Origin of the sequence: Virgibacillus sp. AGTR (assembly GCF_016919725.2) — a bacterium.
In the GTDB taxonomy this organism is placed as follows: Bacteria; Bacillota; Bacilli; order Bacillales; family Amphibacillaceae; genus Virgibacillus; species Virgibacillus salarius.
Window position 1 is genome coordinate 1 of sequence record NZ_JAJERH010000097.1, and the last position, 13,791, is coordinate 13,791.

At 36.1% G+C, this 13,791-nt stretch carries 21 protein-coding genes; 19 read left to right on the forward strand and 2 right to left on the reverse strand.

The genetic code is table 11. The annotated features are described in order from the left end of the window. A partial coding sequence (locus JUJ52_RS21115; protein WP_228089189.1) for a DUF4372 domain-containing protein occupies window positions 1-213 on the reverse strand: 213 nt, incomplete at its 3' end. 381 nt (window positions 214-594) lie between these two features. On the opposite strand from JUJ52_RS21115, the gene JUJ52_RS21120 reads away from it, so the two are divergent. The 18 genes from JUJ52_RS21120 (at window position 595) to JUJ52_RS21200 (ending at window position 10,417) form a co-directional block, all read left to right on the forward strand. After that, the gene (locus tag JUJ52_RS21120) at window positions 595-1,152 is read left to right on the forward strand and encodes an SLOG family protein (RefSeq protein ID WP_026682048.1); all 558 of its coding nucleotides are present in this window, start codon (window positions 595-597) and stop codon (window positions 1,150-1,152) included. A 96-nt stretch (window positions 1,153-1,248) separates the two neighbouring features. Next, window positions 1,249-1,701 (forward strand): NERD domain-containing protein, encoded by a 453-nt coding sequence (locus JUJ52_RS21125; RefSeq protein WP_026682049.1) that lies wholly within the window; start codon window positions 1,249-1,251, stop codon window positions 1,699-1,701. After that, on the forward strand, window positions 1,673-1,966 hold the full coding sequence (locus tag JUJ52_RS21130) for a hypothetical protein (protein ID WP_152525436.1): 294 nt from the start codon (window positions 1,673-1,675) through the stop codon (window positions 1,964-1,966). Before JUJ52_RS21125 ends, JUJ52_RS21130 begins: the two co-directional genes overlap by 29 nt. Window positions 1,967-2,057: 91 nt before the next feature. Beyond that, window positions 2,058-2,729, forward strand: a complete 672-nt coding sequence (locus tag JUJ52_RS21135) for an SIMPL domain-containing protein (protein WP_026682050.1) — start codon at window positions 2,058-2,060, stop codon at window positions 2,727-2,729. A 152-nt stretch (window positions 2,730-2,881) separates the two neighbouring features. After that, entirely contained in the window at window positions 2,882-3,250 is a 369-nt protein-coding gene (locus tag JUJ52_RS21140; RefSeq protein ID WP_026682051.1) for a DnaJ family domain-containing protein, read from the forward strand. 266 nt (window positions 3,251-3,516) lie between these two features. After that, a complete protein-coding gene (locus JUJ52_RS21145) occupies window positions 3,517-4,008 on the forward strand; it encodes a GNAT family N-acetyltransferase (RefSeq protein ID WP_166529792.1) in 492 nt (163 codons plus the stop codon). 228 nt (window positions 4,009-4,236) lie between these two features. Continuing rightward, entirely contained in the window at window positions 4,237-4,884 is a 648-nt protein-coding gene (locus JUJ52_RS21150) for a VC0807 family protein (protein ID WP_034679329.1), read from the forward strand. Window positions 4,885-4,927: 43 nt separating this feature from the next. Continuing rightward, window positions 4,928-5,425 carry a GNAT family N-acetyltransferase gene (locus JUJ52_RS21155; protein ID WP_121604780.1) on the forward strand — a complete coding sequence of 166 codons (498 nt, stop codon included), beginning with the start codon at window positions 4,928-4,930 and terminating at the stop codon, window positions 5,423-5,425. Between the two features lie 26 nt (window positions 5,426-5,451). Next, window positions 5,452-5,856: a VOC family protein gene (locus JUJ52_RS21160; RefSeq protein WP_026682054.1), complete on the forward strand. Its 405-nt coding sequence runs from the start codon at window positions 5,452-5,454 to the stop codon at window positions 5,854-5,856. 44 nt (window positions 5,857-5,900) lie between these two features. Beyond that, window positions 5,901-6,359, forward strand: a complete 459-nt coding sequence (locus tag JUJ52_RS21165; protein WP_121604781.1) for a GNAT family N-acetyltransferase — start codon at window positions 5,901-5,903, stop codon at window positions 6,357-6,359. Window positions 6,360-6,392: 33 nt separating this feature from the next. Further along, entirely contained in the window at window positions 6,393-7,097 is a 705-nt protein-coding gene (locus JUJ52_RS21170; RefSeq protein WP_205388365.1) for an aspartate/glutamate racemase family protein, read from the forward strand. Next, complete coding sequence (locus tag JUJ52_RS21175; protein WP_121604783.1) at window positions 7,097-7,513, forward strand: VOC family protein; 417 nt, start codon at window positions 7,097-7,099, stop codon at window positions 7,511-7,513. Before JUJ52_RS21170 ends, JUJ52_RS21175 begins: the two co-directional genes overlap by 1 nt. Window positions 7,514-7,604: 91 nt before the next feature. Further along, on the forward strand, window positions 7,605-8,222 hold the full coding sequence (locus JUJ52_RS21180; protein WP_026682058.1) for a zinc dependent phospholipase C family protein: 618 nt from the start codon (window positions 7,605-7,607) through the stop codon (window positions 8,220-8,222). A 152-nt stretch (window positions 8,223-8,374) separates the two neighbouring features. After that, entirely contained in the window at window positions 8,375-8,695 is a 321-nt protein-coding gene (locus JUJ52_RS23625; protein ID WP_308036062.1) for a GNAT family N-acetyltransferase, read from the forward strand. Further along, window positions 8,658-8,915 carry a GNAT family N-acetyltransferase gene (locus JUJ52_RS23630; RefSeq protein ID WP_308036063.1) on the forward strand — a complete coding sequence of 86 codons (258 nt, stop codon included), beginning with the start codon at window positions 8,658-8,660 and terminating at the stop codon, window positions 8,913-8,915. The genes JUJ52_RS23625 and JUJ52_RS23630 overlap by 38 nt, the downstream gene beginning before the upstream one ends. A gap of 172 nt (window positions 8,916-9,087) precedes the next feature. Continuing rightward, on the forward strand, window positions 9,088-9,495 hold the full coding sequence (locus JUJ52_RS21190; protein ID WP_205388366.1) for an NUDIX hydrolase: 408 nt from the start codon (window positions 9,088-9,090) through the stop codon (window positions 9,493-9,495). Window positions 9,496-9,554: 59 nt separating this feature from the next. Further along, window positions 9,555-9,932, forward strand: coding sequence for a GNAT family N-acetyltransferase (locus tag JUJ52_RS21195; protein ID WP_121604785.1), 378 nt, complete (start codon window positions 9,555-9,557; stop codon window positions 9,930-9,932). A 23-nt stretch (window positions 9,933-9,955) separates the two neighbouring features. After that, window positions 9,956-10,417, forward strand: coding sequence for an NUDIX hydrolase (locus tag JUJ52_RS21200; protein ID WP_026682061.1), 462 nt, complete (start codon window positions 9,956-9,958; stop codon window positions 10,415-10,417). 468 nt (window positions 10,418-10,885) lie between these two features. Here JUJ52_RS21200 and JUJ52_RS21205 read toward each other — a convergent pair whose 3' ends face one another. Beyond that, entirely contained in the window at window positions 10,886-12,403 is a 1,518-nt protein-coding gene (locus JUJ52_RS21205; protein WP_051388366.1) for a DHA2 family efflux MFS transporter permease subunit, read from the reverse strand. 820 nt (window positions 12,404-13,223) lie between these two features. Between JUJ52_RS21205 and JUJ52_RS21215 the strand changes: the two genes are divergently transcribed. After that, entirely contained in the window at window positions 13,224-13,775 is a 552-nt protein-coding gene (locus tag JUJ52_RS21215) for an NADPH-dependent FMN reductase (RefSeq protein WP_026682062.1), read from the forward strand. Window positions 13,776-13,791: the final 16 nt, after the last annotated feature.

Here is a 13,791-nt window from a genome sequence, read left to right on the forward strand (position 1 = left end):
CAATTTTTTCTTGTGCCGTACCTTGAAACTAATCTCTTTAAGACTTGATAACTGTTTCAATTGAGCATAAATAAATAATTTGGTGAAGGTGAGGCTATCTAGTTTTTTAACATACTTATCAATCTTCAACTGATCAATAATTTTAGAAATGACTTTCATTTCTGTTGGTTGAATATATTCCTTAAAAACTGATTTTGTGTTATTCTTGTCCATGAGAACTCCTTATAATTAGGGTATGGACAGGACTTTGAACCTTCTGTCATCTAATTATAAGGATTTTTTTATATCTTTGAAGACTATAAATTCCCTTTAATTACATTTATTTGAAATTAATTAATACTTGACATTTTTGTTTTTGTTTAATGCAACGATAGTGAGGAAAATATAAAATTAGCCCATGTGGATAAATATGGGCGCTGGAGCTGCGTCTAGCTCCAGCGCCCAGAAACGAGTCGACTTCACGAATTGACCTAATCTAAGTCATCATCGACTCGCAAGCACCCCGTGATTCCTTTATCTCCGTTGATTGGCTCTAGTTGCTACGTTTCTAATCGGATGCTTGCGTTTTTGTTCTAATAGCAAGGAGGCATATAGATGAAAATTTTAGCAGTCACAGGATATAAACCAATGGAAATAAACATATTTAAAGAAGATGATCCGCGAATCACATATATAAAGGCTGCTATTGTAAAGCGAATTGTCCCACTCATAGAAGAGGGACTAGAATGGATACTCCTATCAGGGCAAATGGGAGTGGAAATATGGACAGCAGAAATCGTGTTAGATTTACAAGAGGATTATGATATAAAACTAGGTATCTTTCCGCCTTTTGAAAATCAAGAAACACGCTGGCCAGAGTCACTTCAGGAAAAATATCAAGCATTAGTGGCTACAGCTGATTTTTACAAGCCTATTTACCAAGGAGATTATAAAGGTTCGTTTCAATTTAAAGCGAAAAATATGTGGTTAGCTGACAAAAGTGATGCCTGTCTTATTTTAATGGATGAGGAATATCCAGGAAGCACTCGTTTCTTTTATGAAGCAGCAAAGCAAGCAATAGATGAAAATTCAATTTTTACCATAACACCTGCTGACTTAGATGATGTAGTTGAAGAAATGCGGATGTCTGATCCTGATTATTGGCAGAATTAAGCAAAGTCGCTGAAGTTCACAACTAAGTCGTCGAAGTTACAAATACACTTCAAGCAACCCGTAAGGGTGGTAAGTGGTGGGAGTAGTTCACTCCTCTTGAATCGTTTTTTAGTAATGAAAGAAGTTAAGAACATAAAGGAGCCTGTCATTTTTAATGATAGCGGACAAGTAATTCGAGTTACCGATGACATGGAACAGGTTCTTAGAAATCCAATCGATCAGATCAACCTGCAGCATCTTTGTCTACTTCGCTGGCTCCGGCAATTTAACCTCCCATCAATTCCTTTAGAGAAGCTTGTTGTTTATAGCAACGCTAATACAATTTTAAAGAATTTAACCAATAAATCAGCAATTACAAAAATAGTTATCCATAAGGAGAGATTAATAGAGAGAATCGATAAACTTCAAGCACGCTATTCTAAAAAGTGCTTTACAGAGACCGATTTGCTGTATCTATCCTTCCAGTTTATACTCCCGAAGAGATCGATGCTATGCAGATGTATGGAGTACATGCTGATGAATGAAAGGTGTCCTATGCCCAAGCTGTGAACGGAATAAAATGACTTTCTATTATGGCAAGTGGTATTGCTCTAATTGTCATTCGCAGTCAAATGAGGCCCATAAACAAGCACTTGCCGATTATGCTTTATTAATTAATCCATATATTAACAATCGACAAGCGAGAGAATTTCTCCAACTACCGACTTCCCATGTTACAAAACGAATATTACAAAAAGCAAATCTTGACTCAATTGGAGCAACAAGTGGAAGGAGGTATAGATTAGAATATTCGAATCTGTTGCAGGTTCGCTGAAGTTCACAAATATAAAAGCCAAGCATGAAAATAGTTAATCATTTACTTATACAAAGCATAGAATGATATAAATGGAGAAAGGAGAGTGCAGATGCAATACTCTTACAACCCTTATGTCAGACAGCAGCCCACTCCTGAAGCTACAGAGTCAAGGCGAAGACTAACGGTGTATGGAAATGGAAAGGTCTCGGTTGAACCAAATGTCGTTTCAATTCAATTGGCTGTTGTGACGGAAAATCAATCGCTGAGCCAAGCACAACAGGAAAATGCGCAAACGATGAATCAAGTGATTCAATCTTTATTAAACCTAGGAATTTCACAAGAAGATATTCAAACTGCTTCGTATACAATTTCCCCGAAGTATGATTATGAAGATGGAAAACAAATTGACCGAGGCTATCAGGTTAGCAATGCGATACGAGTCATCATAAAGGATTTAAATCAGATTGGAATTGTAATTGATACCGCTGTGCAGCAGGGAGTTAATCGGGTATCCAATATTGTATTTACTACAGATCATCCTCAGGCATTTTATGAGGAGGCGCTTCGTTTTGCCCTTGAGGACGGTGGAAGAAAAGCACGAACCATTGCCGACTCGTTGCAGCTTAATCTAGATCAAATCCCTGTTAAAATTATTGAACAGACAGAATCACCACCAGTTGCTTATAAAACGTTTGCTACAACAGCGGAGAGCTTCGCTACACCGATAGAACCAGGTCAAATAGAGATAGAAGCTGCAGTTGAACTTATTTATCAATATTAAGACTACGCTTTTTCCAGTCTATCTAGGTACATATACTGTGACAACTTTATGAATATTTCAGATAAGGCAGGTACTTTGGTGAATTTGTCGAATACAAATGCATAAGCTATTTATTGGAACATCATCGTAAAAAAGCGATTGGTGGTGAACGTATGGATCAAGATCATGATGAAAAAAATGAACTAAAAGAGAAGCCGAAGTATGCTGATCCTATTGGTGAAATGATTAGGAAGGCGGAAAAGGATGGTCAGTTTGATCATTTACCGGGCAAAGGAAAACCTTTAAAGCTGGGAAAGGATTACATGAATCCAAGTGAAAAACAGTTATACAAAACCATGAAGGATAATCATGTACTTCCGAAGTGGGTTGAATTAGCAAATGAGATTGACACGCTAAAGGAAGAAATTAGCGCTTTAGAAGGTGAAGAAAGAAAAAGAAAAATTAAAACGGTAAACAAAAAAATTAAAGCATACAATTTTGCTTGCCCACCATCCTTGCAACGAAACAAAGTTATAGAATAAGCAATACTGATAAAAGATGGAGGATAGTATATAATCCTGCATCTTTTTTTGTAGTATTATCGAATTCATAATATAATGAATTTAATTATATTAGATGATATGCTTATCTCACTAAATTTACAGATTTAGTTATATGTTGTTTGAAAATGGCTGACTTGAAAAACAGATGAGAATAGAAGTATAAACAGGACAATATAGACGCATTGACAGAAAAAATAGCAAGCATTTTCATTAATGCTTTTTATATAATAGAAAGGAGCGTAATGATGAATTATGTAATCCGCCAACTAGAAGAACGAGATATTGCTTCTGTCCAAGCTGTTGCTAAAGAAAGCTGGCATGCCACGTATGATGGTATTATTCCGTTACCTATTCAGGATAACTTTTTAAATTCTGCCTACAGTGATGAGATGATGAGGCGTCGAATGGATTTTTCAAATCTTTTTGTTGTTGATTTTGATAAAATGATCGTAGGGTTTGCAAATTTTTCGCCTGTATTTGATTCAGGGAAAGTAGAACTTGGAGCTATATATTTGTTGCCAGCATACCAAGGCATTGGACTCGGAACTGCTCTATTAACTCATGGAATTGACTATTTACGAGGGGCAAGAGAAATATATATTAATGTCGAAAAGGATAATGACATTGGAAAGCGATTTTATCAATCCAAAGGGTTCGAGGTTATCGAGGAATTCACGGAGAATTTTGACGGACACGAGCTACAAACCATTCGAATGATGTTGAAGCTGGGTAAATAGCTAACAATCTAGTAAATTAGGAATAGATACAGTATTTAACAGGCAATAAGGAAAGTTTGATAGGTAGATATATGCGAAAAATAGTAGTTGGACTATGGTACATATATGCTTGTTAATAAGTTTATTGGATATAATGGGAAGCTATACCATGCAATCCTGTGGCTGAGAGCACTATGTTTTCTGGAAGTATTTAAGTTTAGCTAATTGGAAAAAATGGGAGCGTACCTTATGCAAAAAAATATTGTGATCTGGGATGTCATTTGCTATCTAGTATTTCCATTATTTATTTGGAATTTTATGAGAGATACAATCGGAGATTACACAGCGATGCTAATATCGACGATTCCAGGAATTATTTATTCGTTTATTCGCTTTTTTAGAGTTAAACAGGTTAATATATTTGGTGCCTTTATGATTCTGACACTTATAGCAAGTACTTTAGTAAATGTGCTGGCAGGATCGGCATTGCAGATGCTTTGGAATAATGTCTACTATGCCTTTGCGATGGCAGTTTTTTTCCTATTTACTATATTAATAAAAAGGCCACTCTTTCTATTGTTTACATTAGATTTTGTGGAATTGCAGGGATACAGTAGGCAAAAAATGAAGGCGATTTTTAATGAGCGGAAATATTTTCTCGTGTTCAATCTGATTACACTGGGTTTTGCAGCAAGAGAAATTATCTTGGCTTTTATAAAAATTAAGCTTATTTCGGTTTATGGTGTAGATGCCTTTGATAAAGGTCTGATTATACGGAATGTTCTTAGCTGGGGAATTACAGCCATATGCGTTATTGGCTTTATTTATATTTCAAAGATGCTTCAAGCAAATGAGACAAGTAGATTATCGAAAAATAGGGAACGTGAAGTGTTTTAACGTATGAAAGCTAATTCCAAGTAATACATAAAAAGGTGATACGATGAAAATAAGAAAGGCAATTATGGCGGATGCAGCTAAAATAGCCTACGTACATGTGGAAAGCTGGAAATCCACTTATAAAGGAATTATTCCGGATGCTTATATACAAAAGCAGACTTATGAGAGGCGAACTAATCTTTGGAACGATAATCTTAGAAATCAGACCGTGTTTATAGCGGAAGATCATACTGGAAATATTGTAGGTTTTGCAGTTGGTGGTCAAGAACGAACGAATGACTACCCTGGTTATCAAGGGGAGCTGTATGCGATTTATTTATTAAAGAACTATCAAGGAATAGGTATCGGTAGACGTTTATTTCGTTCTGTCACACAACAATTGAGGAGAGATGGCTTCCGGTCTATGCTTGTATTAGTGTTAGCTGATAATAATGCACGCTATTTTTATGAAACAATGGGCGCCAAGCGAATAGATGCAAAAGAGATTATGATCGCTGAAAAGAAACTTACAGAATATGTATATGGATGGCATCAATTATAACAACAAAACAAGGAGTGCATAAATAAATGGAATTTCATGATTTTTTTGCAGCACAAATAAGAATAGCTAGACCAACGGATAAATTTGATGAAGTTATCGAGTTTTATGAAAAAGGTATAGGATTAAAGCGAATTACCGAATTTACTGGTCATCGTGGGTATACAGGTGTCATATTAGGTCTTCCAGAGATTACGTACCAACTTGAATTCACAAAACATGTGGATGGTAGTCCTTGTCCTGCACCCACCAAAGATAATTTACTAGTCTTTTATATTCCCGTCCAAAAGGAAATTATTTCTATAGTTAAACGGCTACAGGATATGGGGTGCTACGAAGTAGATCCAGAGAATGGTTATTGGAAAGAGAAAGGTATCACTATTGAAGATCCGGATGGATGGAGAGTTGTATTGATGAATACAAATGGTATTTAGGAATAGTCCCTTCAAAAATAGAATAATGAGAATGGAGAAAACGAATGAAAATAACAGAGCTAAGAGATAAGAAACAGGCACCGAGACATTTGCTATTACTAGCAGATCCGTCAGAAGAATTAATTGAAGCTTATCTTATCAAGGGGAAATGTTTTATTGCCGAAGAAGCAGGAGAGGTAATTGGAGTGTATGTCCTGATGGCGAAGCGTATGGATACGGCAGAACTGATGAATATTGCTATTGATGAACGATTTCAAGGGAAAGGACTTGGTAAAAAATTGGTCTTACATGCCATTGAAACAGCGCAACTAAACGGTTTTCATGGTATCGAAGTAGGAACAGGTAATTCCAGTATAGGGCAGCTTGCCCTGTATCAGAAATGTGGTTTTCGTATTACAGGTATCGAGCAAGATTTCTTCACAAAACATTATCCTACTGAAATTATTGAAAATGGAATTGTTTGTAGAGATATGCTTCGACTTTCATTGCGATTAAATAATTAGATTGAACTAGTTTATATGATTAAGGAGGCAGTTATGAAAACTATTGGATTAATTGGTGGCATGAGTTGGGAATCTACAGCATTGTATTATCGCATCATTAATGAAGAAGTAAATAAGCGCTTGGGTGAATTACATTCTGCAAAATGCTTGTTGTATAGTGTGGACTTCCAAGAAATTGAGAGTTGCCAAGCTACTAGTGATTGGGAGAAGGCGGGAGAGATACTAAGTAAAAGTGCACATGCTTTAGAAAAAGCAGGAGCCGACTTCCTAATTATTTGTACGAATACGATGCATAAGGTAGTACCAGCCATTGAAGCAACTACTCATATACCAATCTTACATATTGCTAACTCAACAGCAGAGCAAATCAAACAACGTAATTGCAATAAAGTAGGATTATTAGGAACGAATTATACGATGGAACAAAATTTCTATATATCTCGTTTACGTGAACAAGGAATTCAAGTTATTATCCCGAAGCCGGATGAAAGAGAGCGGGTCAATGCCATTATTTTTAATGAATTGTGTTTAGGAGAAATTAAAGATGCTTCTAGAACCTATTATAAAGAAGTTATACAAGGGATGATTGACCAAGGAGCTGAAGGGATTATATTAGGATGTACAGAAATTGGCTTGCTCATCGGTCAAGATGATGCGCAAGTTCCGTTGTTTGATACAGCAAAAATACATGCAATAGCAGCAGTTAATAAAGCATTAACTAAGGGGGAAGAAGCATAGTGAAGGGGAAATTATCTCGTGTAGGGACCACCTATCTGCCTGTTAAAGACGTGGAAGAATCAGCAACGTGGTATGCAGAACACTTAGGAGCTAAAGTGAATTATAAAGATAATGATAAAGCAATTCTACAATTTGCTGATCAAAGTTTTTTTCTTGTTAAATCACCATTAGGTGAATCAGCTAACTTTACAGATAGTTATGGGAACGAATGTTTTTCCGTTACCTTTGAAGTGAATGGTGTAGAAGCGTTAGCGAACTTGCATCAAGATTTTAAAGGCAGAGATATTAACGTGGGCAAAATAGAAGATCGGGGACATGCTGGAAGAAATTTTGTGTTTTATGATCCAAATGGAAACAAATTTGATGTATGGAGTGAGTTAAGCCCAACATTTAGGGCATTACACCATCAGAAATAAAAACAATTATTAAGATTCACCAGTTATACCCTGTTCTGAATTAGATTGTAAAACATCTGTAGTGCCTAACTGTAGAATTAGGAGTGATGATGTGGGTTCACGAATGATGCACTTAATTATTGCAAATGAAATCGCTAAGCAACTATCGTTACGAAACAAGCATGCCTTTTTATTAGGAGGGATTGCTGCAGATGCAAAACATCCTAAGGATCAATCACATTATTATCAAGGTAATATTGAAGATTTTTCGAGAGTCATAGCATGGAACGATTTTTATCAAACATATAAAGAGGATACTTCTGATTATATTAAGGGATATTATTCTCATCTTATAGCAGATGATCTATGGTTACATGGATTTTATTTCGCATGGTTGAAAAATAGAATGGAAGTAAACAAACAGTTATTTGAAAGGTATCATCAGGATTTTCGTCTGCTTAATGGGATGCTAATTCAACATTATAATGTTTCGACTCAAATTATAGATGAATTAGAATATGGCTTAGAAACGGGTTCGATTGTAGAGGTAAGTAAAAATGAACTTCGTGCATTACTGAGAATGGTAAAGGAAGATTTTCAATCTGCCCACAAGCGATCGGACATAATATTGAAAGTATTTACATTTGAGCAAATCATTGGGTATATTGAAACTTCTGTTGAAAAGGGAAAAATGAAGATACAAGAGCTATTTATGTCATATCCCTGCTGAGGAAAGTGGTGAGGGCACTTCGTAAAATGAATGGGAGGAGGAAGGTTGTGAAAATTAAAAACTAACGCTATGTGAGGCGATTTTAAATGGAGCATTTTTACTGGTGTTGATTCAGAGCATGTTTTTTGGAACCTTAATAAGCGGGTGATCGTGTGAATTGGAGCAAAGGAAAGTTAGGTGTTCGTTCCTTAAAAGCTAAAGACAAAGTTTTAATAAAAAAATGGCTGACAGATCCAAAAATATTAGAATTCTACGAAGGGCGAGATAAACCTTATAGCTTGGACATGGTAAATGCAGATTTTTATGATCACAATCCAGAAATAGATCGTTCCATTGTAATCTACAAAGATTCGCCGATTGGGTATATTCAGATTTACCCAATTAATGAACAGACGAGTGCACTGACGGAGTATATGTCAAAAGGTAATGTTTGGTATGGATCAGTTCATAGGCGAGGTAGATTGTTGGAATAAAGGGATAGGTACACTCCTAGTAACAACAATGGTGCAACATTTATTAAAAGAAAAAGGAGCAAATAAGGTTATAATGGATCCGAAAGTTACGAATATTAGAGCATTGAGGTGCTATGAAAAAGCTGGTTTTAAAAAAATAAGAAAGCTATTGAATTTCGAATTTCATGAAGGAGCGTATCGCGATTGTTGGCTGCTTGAATTTAATAAGAATAACGAATAATCGCGGAATACATATGGTTATAGATTGCTTTTTGTTGAAGGCCGAAGAAAGTAGCTAATAATCAAAGTCCTAATAATATGGAGGTTAGCTGATTGACATGCTCCTTTGTTATGATGATTAATACGTTGATATATGCATCATGTTAATTTCTCAAGAAAGGCGATGAGAGGTTGTGAGAAATCGCGGTTCAGTCGTATTGCTTGAAAATAATCAAGTAGTCCTGATAAGGAGAAGGGTAGACAAACTGGAGTATTATGTTTTTCCTGGTGGAGGAATTGAAGTGAATGAAACTCCAGAAGAGGCTGCGAAAAGAGAAGCTTTAGAAGAACTAGGTGTTGTAGTTTCGATTACCAGCTGTCTGGGCATTCTTTCATACGATGGTGATCAGTATTTCTTTCTGGCTCGCATTGTTTCTGGAAGGTTTGGCACCGGAATGGGAGAAGAATTTTGTAATAAAACAACTGGTAGAGGCACTTATCATCCAGTATGGATTGATATTCCTCAGTTAATGAATATAGATGTAAAACCGAAGGAAATGGCGGAATTATTAATAGAAAAGTGTAATGAACTACATGTATGATTCAAGGGAGAATGAAATGAAGATTCAGCTAACTGAACAAAAAACGATAGCAATACGGTATGTATCGAAAAAATGATTTTTCTTCTATTCAGCTCTTAAATCAAGAAGAGGATTGGAATAACCTAGTGCAGAATGAAGGAACAACGAGAGCAGCCTGGGATCATTCCAATGTCCGTTATGTTTTAGAAGATGAAGAAAGGATTATAGGCTATGTAAGAGGTTTGACGGATGAAAATGTTACATTATATATTTGTGAACTGCTTATCGCTAAAGACTATCGCGGTATAGGTTTAGGAAGACAGTTACTGGATTATGTACGCCAGATGTATCCGAAAACAAGGGTTGATCTATTAGCAAGCAGTAGTTCCTATACGTACTATGAAAAACATCACTACCGCCCGTTCTATGGATTTAGAAAAACTTGGGAAGAAGGATAAATGGCCAAAAGGAGAGACGGATAGTGGGATACATTGAAACGTTAAGAGAATTAGTAGGGCATCGACCGCTAATATTTGTTGGAGCTGTTGCTATCATTTTAGATGAAGAAAATAGAATATTGCTACAACAACGCAAATTCCCTAATGGTTCATGGGGGATTCCGGGTGGATTAATGGAATTAGGTGAATCCACGGAAGAAGTTGCCTGTAGAGAAGTTTTTGAAGAAACAGGTTTACAAATAGATAGTCTAGCTTTATTAAATGTCTATTCTGGAAAGGAACATTTTATTAGAGCAGAAAATGGTGATGAATTTTATGTCGTCACCGTCGCTTATTATACAAAGAGCTTTTACGGCAACTTGCAGATGGATGAAAAGGAATCGATATCTTTGCAATTTTTTAACGCAAGTAATTTACCTACTATTCTTGTAAAGAGTCATCAAGCAATTTTGGATGAATTTATCAGTACATATAACTGGCAATAAGACCCCACTTTAAGCAAAAAGTAAAACCAATATTGGTAAGTGTGGGATCTACTGCTAGTAAATGACCGATTGGTTCAGAGGCTTTAGGTCATACCCCTGTGGTACTAAACATCATTGGAGGATAAACAAAACTTCCACTGATTGAAGTGTCACTTTAGTACTGCTAGTAATAATTCATCAGAACCGTACGTGCTTCGTCATTGTAACTTGCGTACAGGCTTTAATAACAAAGGTCTATCAGAATATCAACGATTCCTTTATCTATTTCAGGTTCGTTCGGTGAAGGAGAGCCTTTTTTGATATGGCAGTAATACTGGTAATGCCCTAAAGTGACGGGATGAAGTGACCTCGAAAAGTCGGACTTTTCCTGTGGAGAGCATGTGGTTTACTTCCTAGTAGAACATAAAGAAAGCTTGTAAAGAAACAAAGCGTTTCTCTACAAGCTAAGATTGGTATTCACAACAGTTTTTAGGATTCGTTTGTGGCAGTATCTGGATGATTATCATGATTTGCTGTCCGTTTCATCATCATTTCTTGTTGTTCTTTTTGATTTTGACTGGTATCGACCCGTTTCATAAAGAGCGCTAAAATTAACGCTCCTGCAGCGATGATTGTAGAAATGAGGAATGTAAAGTTAATTCCGTTTAACATGGCATTATTTGCAATTTGCGCCTGCATTTCAGCCATCGCTTGTTCTGAAGCCATAGTACTTGGATCGATGTTTGCCATTGCTTCTTTTCCTAATTCTGCTGCCTTTGTTTCTGTTCGGTTGTTCATAACGGTAATAAGTAATGCAGAACCGATTGCTCCAGATACTTGCTGTAACGTATTGTTCATAGCAGTTCCATGTGGGTTATCCTTCATTGGTAACTGGTTTAATCCATTTGTCATTACTGGCATCATCACCATGGACATTCCGAACATGCGAAGGGTGTAAAGGAGCATAATTGTTCCATAAGCTGTTTCCATATTCAATTTACTAAAGAAATACGTTGTGCTAATCGTAATGAATAAACCAAAAATAGCCAATAGCTTTGGTCCATATTTATCAAATAAACGCCCTGTTATTGGCGACATTACCCCCATCACCAAAGCACCTGGGAGCATGAGCAGTCCAGATTCGAATGGGGAAATACCTCTTATCGTTTGTACATAAATAGGCATTAAAATCATAGCTGAGAACATCGCTATTGCAAGCACGATGGAAATAGCAGAGGATAATGCAAACATTGGGTATTTAAAAATCCGGAATTCGAGCATTGGATCATCCATACGAAGCTGACGCATGATCAAACCGGTAACAGAAATTACCCCCACAATAATCGTTCCATACACAAGAGGATCATCCCAGCCATTTTCTCCAGCTGTACTGAATCCGTACAATAGTCCTCCAAAACCTAAACTTGATAGAATAATAGATAGGACGTCAAGTTTAATATCACGTTGTGGCGTAATATTTTTCAATTTAAAAATGGCATATACGAGTGTAAATACTGCGATCGGTAAAACAATATAAAATAAAGTTCTCCAGCTGTAATGTTCAATTACCCAGCCAGATAATGTTGGGCCAATGGCAGGCGCGACAATCATAACAAGTCCAAAGGTACCCATGGCTGTTCCGCGTTTTTCAACAGGAAACGCTGTTAACATCACATTCATTAATAGTGGCATCATAACAGCTGAACCAGAGGCTTGAATCATTCTTGCTACAAGTAGTACTCCGAAAGACGGTGCTAAACTTGCTAAGAATGTACCAGCTGTAAATAGAAACATTGCAGTGATAAACAGATTTTTGTTGGTAAAGCGTTGAATAAAGAACGCACTAGCTGGTATGAGAATGCCATTTACTAGCATATATCCGGTAGACAGCCATTGTACTGCCGACGGACTCACATCAAACTCTGTCATAATGGAAGGTAAGGCTATATTTAACAATGTTTCATTTAATATGGCAACGAATGCACCAACAAATAATATGGCAATCATCCCATAGGGTGGTTTTTGTTCAGGAGAATGTGTTTCCAATTCTTCATTCCTTCTTTCTTCAATGATAATAAATGGTGGTTGATTTAATACTTACTCATTTTATACCTACAGTACAATAAAATCAATATGTTTATTTTCAACTATTTTAAAATAGTATCATGTCAGTGTTTAATGGTGTTTTAATAATTGTACTTCGATTATAAAATGATGTTTCGTCTATGTGGATTTCGACGTTCTAAAATAAATAAATGAAAAAAACTAACTTTGTTTAATAATTCAATAAAAAAGGAAATATAAGATGTAGAACAAAAAATGGAGGAATATAATGAAAAAGCTAATTCGAAAATTAATTAAATATGGACCAATTATTTATCCGGTAATAAGAAAATACATGAATAAAAGAAAAACAAAAAAGTCAAGTCACGATTAAAAGTAAGTGAAGGTGGTTATAAAAGGATGGGCGTGGGACAACTGTATTTCATCATAATCCGAACAATTTCCATGCAGGTTGTATGGGTCATACCATGAGCAAGAAATAAAAAGGCTATCCATGTTAATACGTCGCCTAACCTGGAGACCCTACCTCCTAGCAAGTAAAATCTTAATTTATGATTCTTAAACAATGTAAACATGGTGCACTCCTAAAAACCACCTAAGGACATTAGCTGGTAAAGGTCTCCTGAAAAATTGCTAAAAAAGGTGCAATTTGTTATTAGGGTATTGACATTTTGAGGTTTAGAAACAGATTTCTTGATGTTTCCGCTTATTTTTGATAACAATGAATAGTGCAATTAACTCAAAACTACAGGAGGAATACGATATGAAAATTGTTGCAATGGTTGGTAGTAATCGCCAAGACTCATACAACATGAAGCTAACTCGCTTTTTACAAAAAAGGTATACGAATAAAGTTGAAATTGAAATTTTGCCAATTGATCAACTTCCTTTCTATAATCAGGACGAGGAATTTAACCCGCCTACAATTGTAAAAGAGATTAAAGATAAAATTCTGCTAAGTGATGGTATTCTTATCGCTACACCAGAATATAATGGTTCGATTTCTGGCATGTTAAAGAATGCTTTGGACTGGTTTTCTCGTGTAGACCAAGTAATGGTGAAGAAGCCTGTTATGATTGTAGGAGCTTCTATGGGCGCAATGGGAACGATTCGAGCACAAATGCAGCTTCGTCAGATTTTAAATGCACCTGGTATTGGAGCACTTACATTACCTGGAAACGAAGTGTTCATAGGATCAATCCAAAATAAAATGGACGAGCAAGGTAATCTTACCGATGAACCTACAATTGAGTTCGTGGATTCTGTTATAGACAACTTTGTGGATTGGACAGAAAAAACAAAAGTTTTTAGCTAATTACTTACTATTTGAA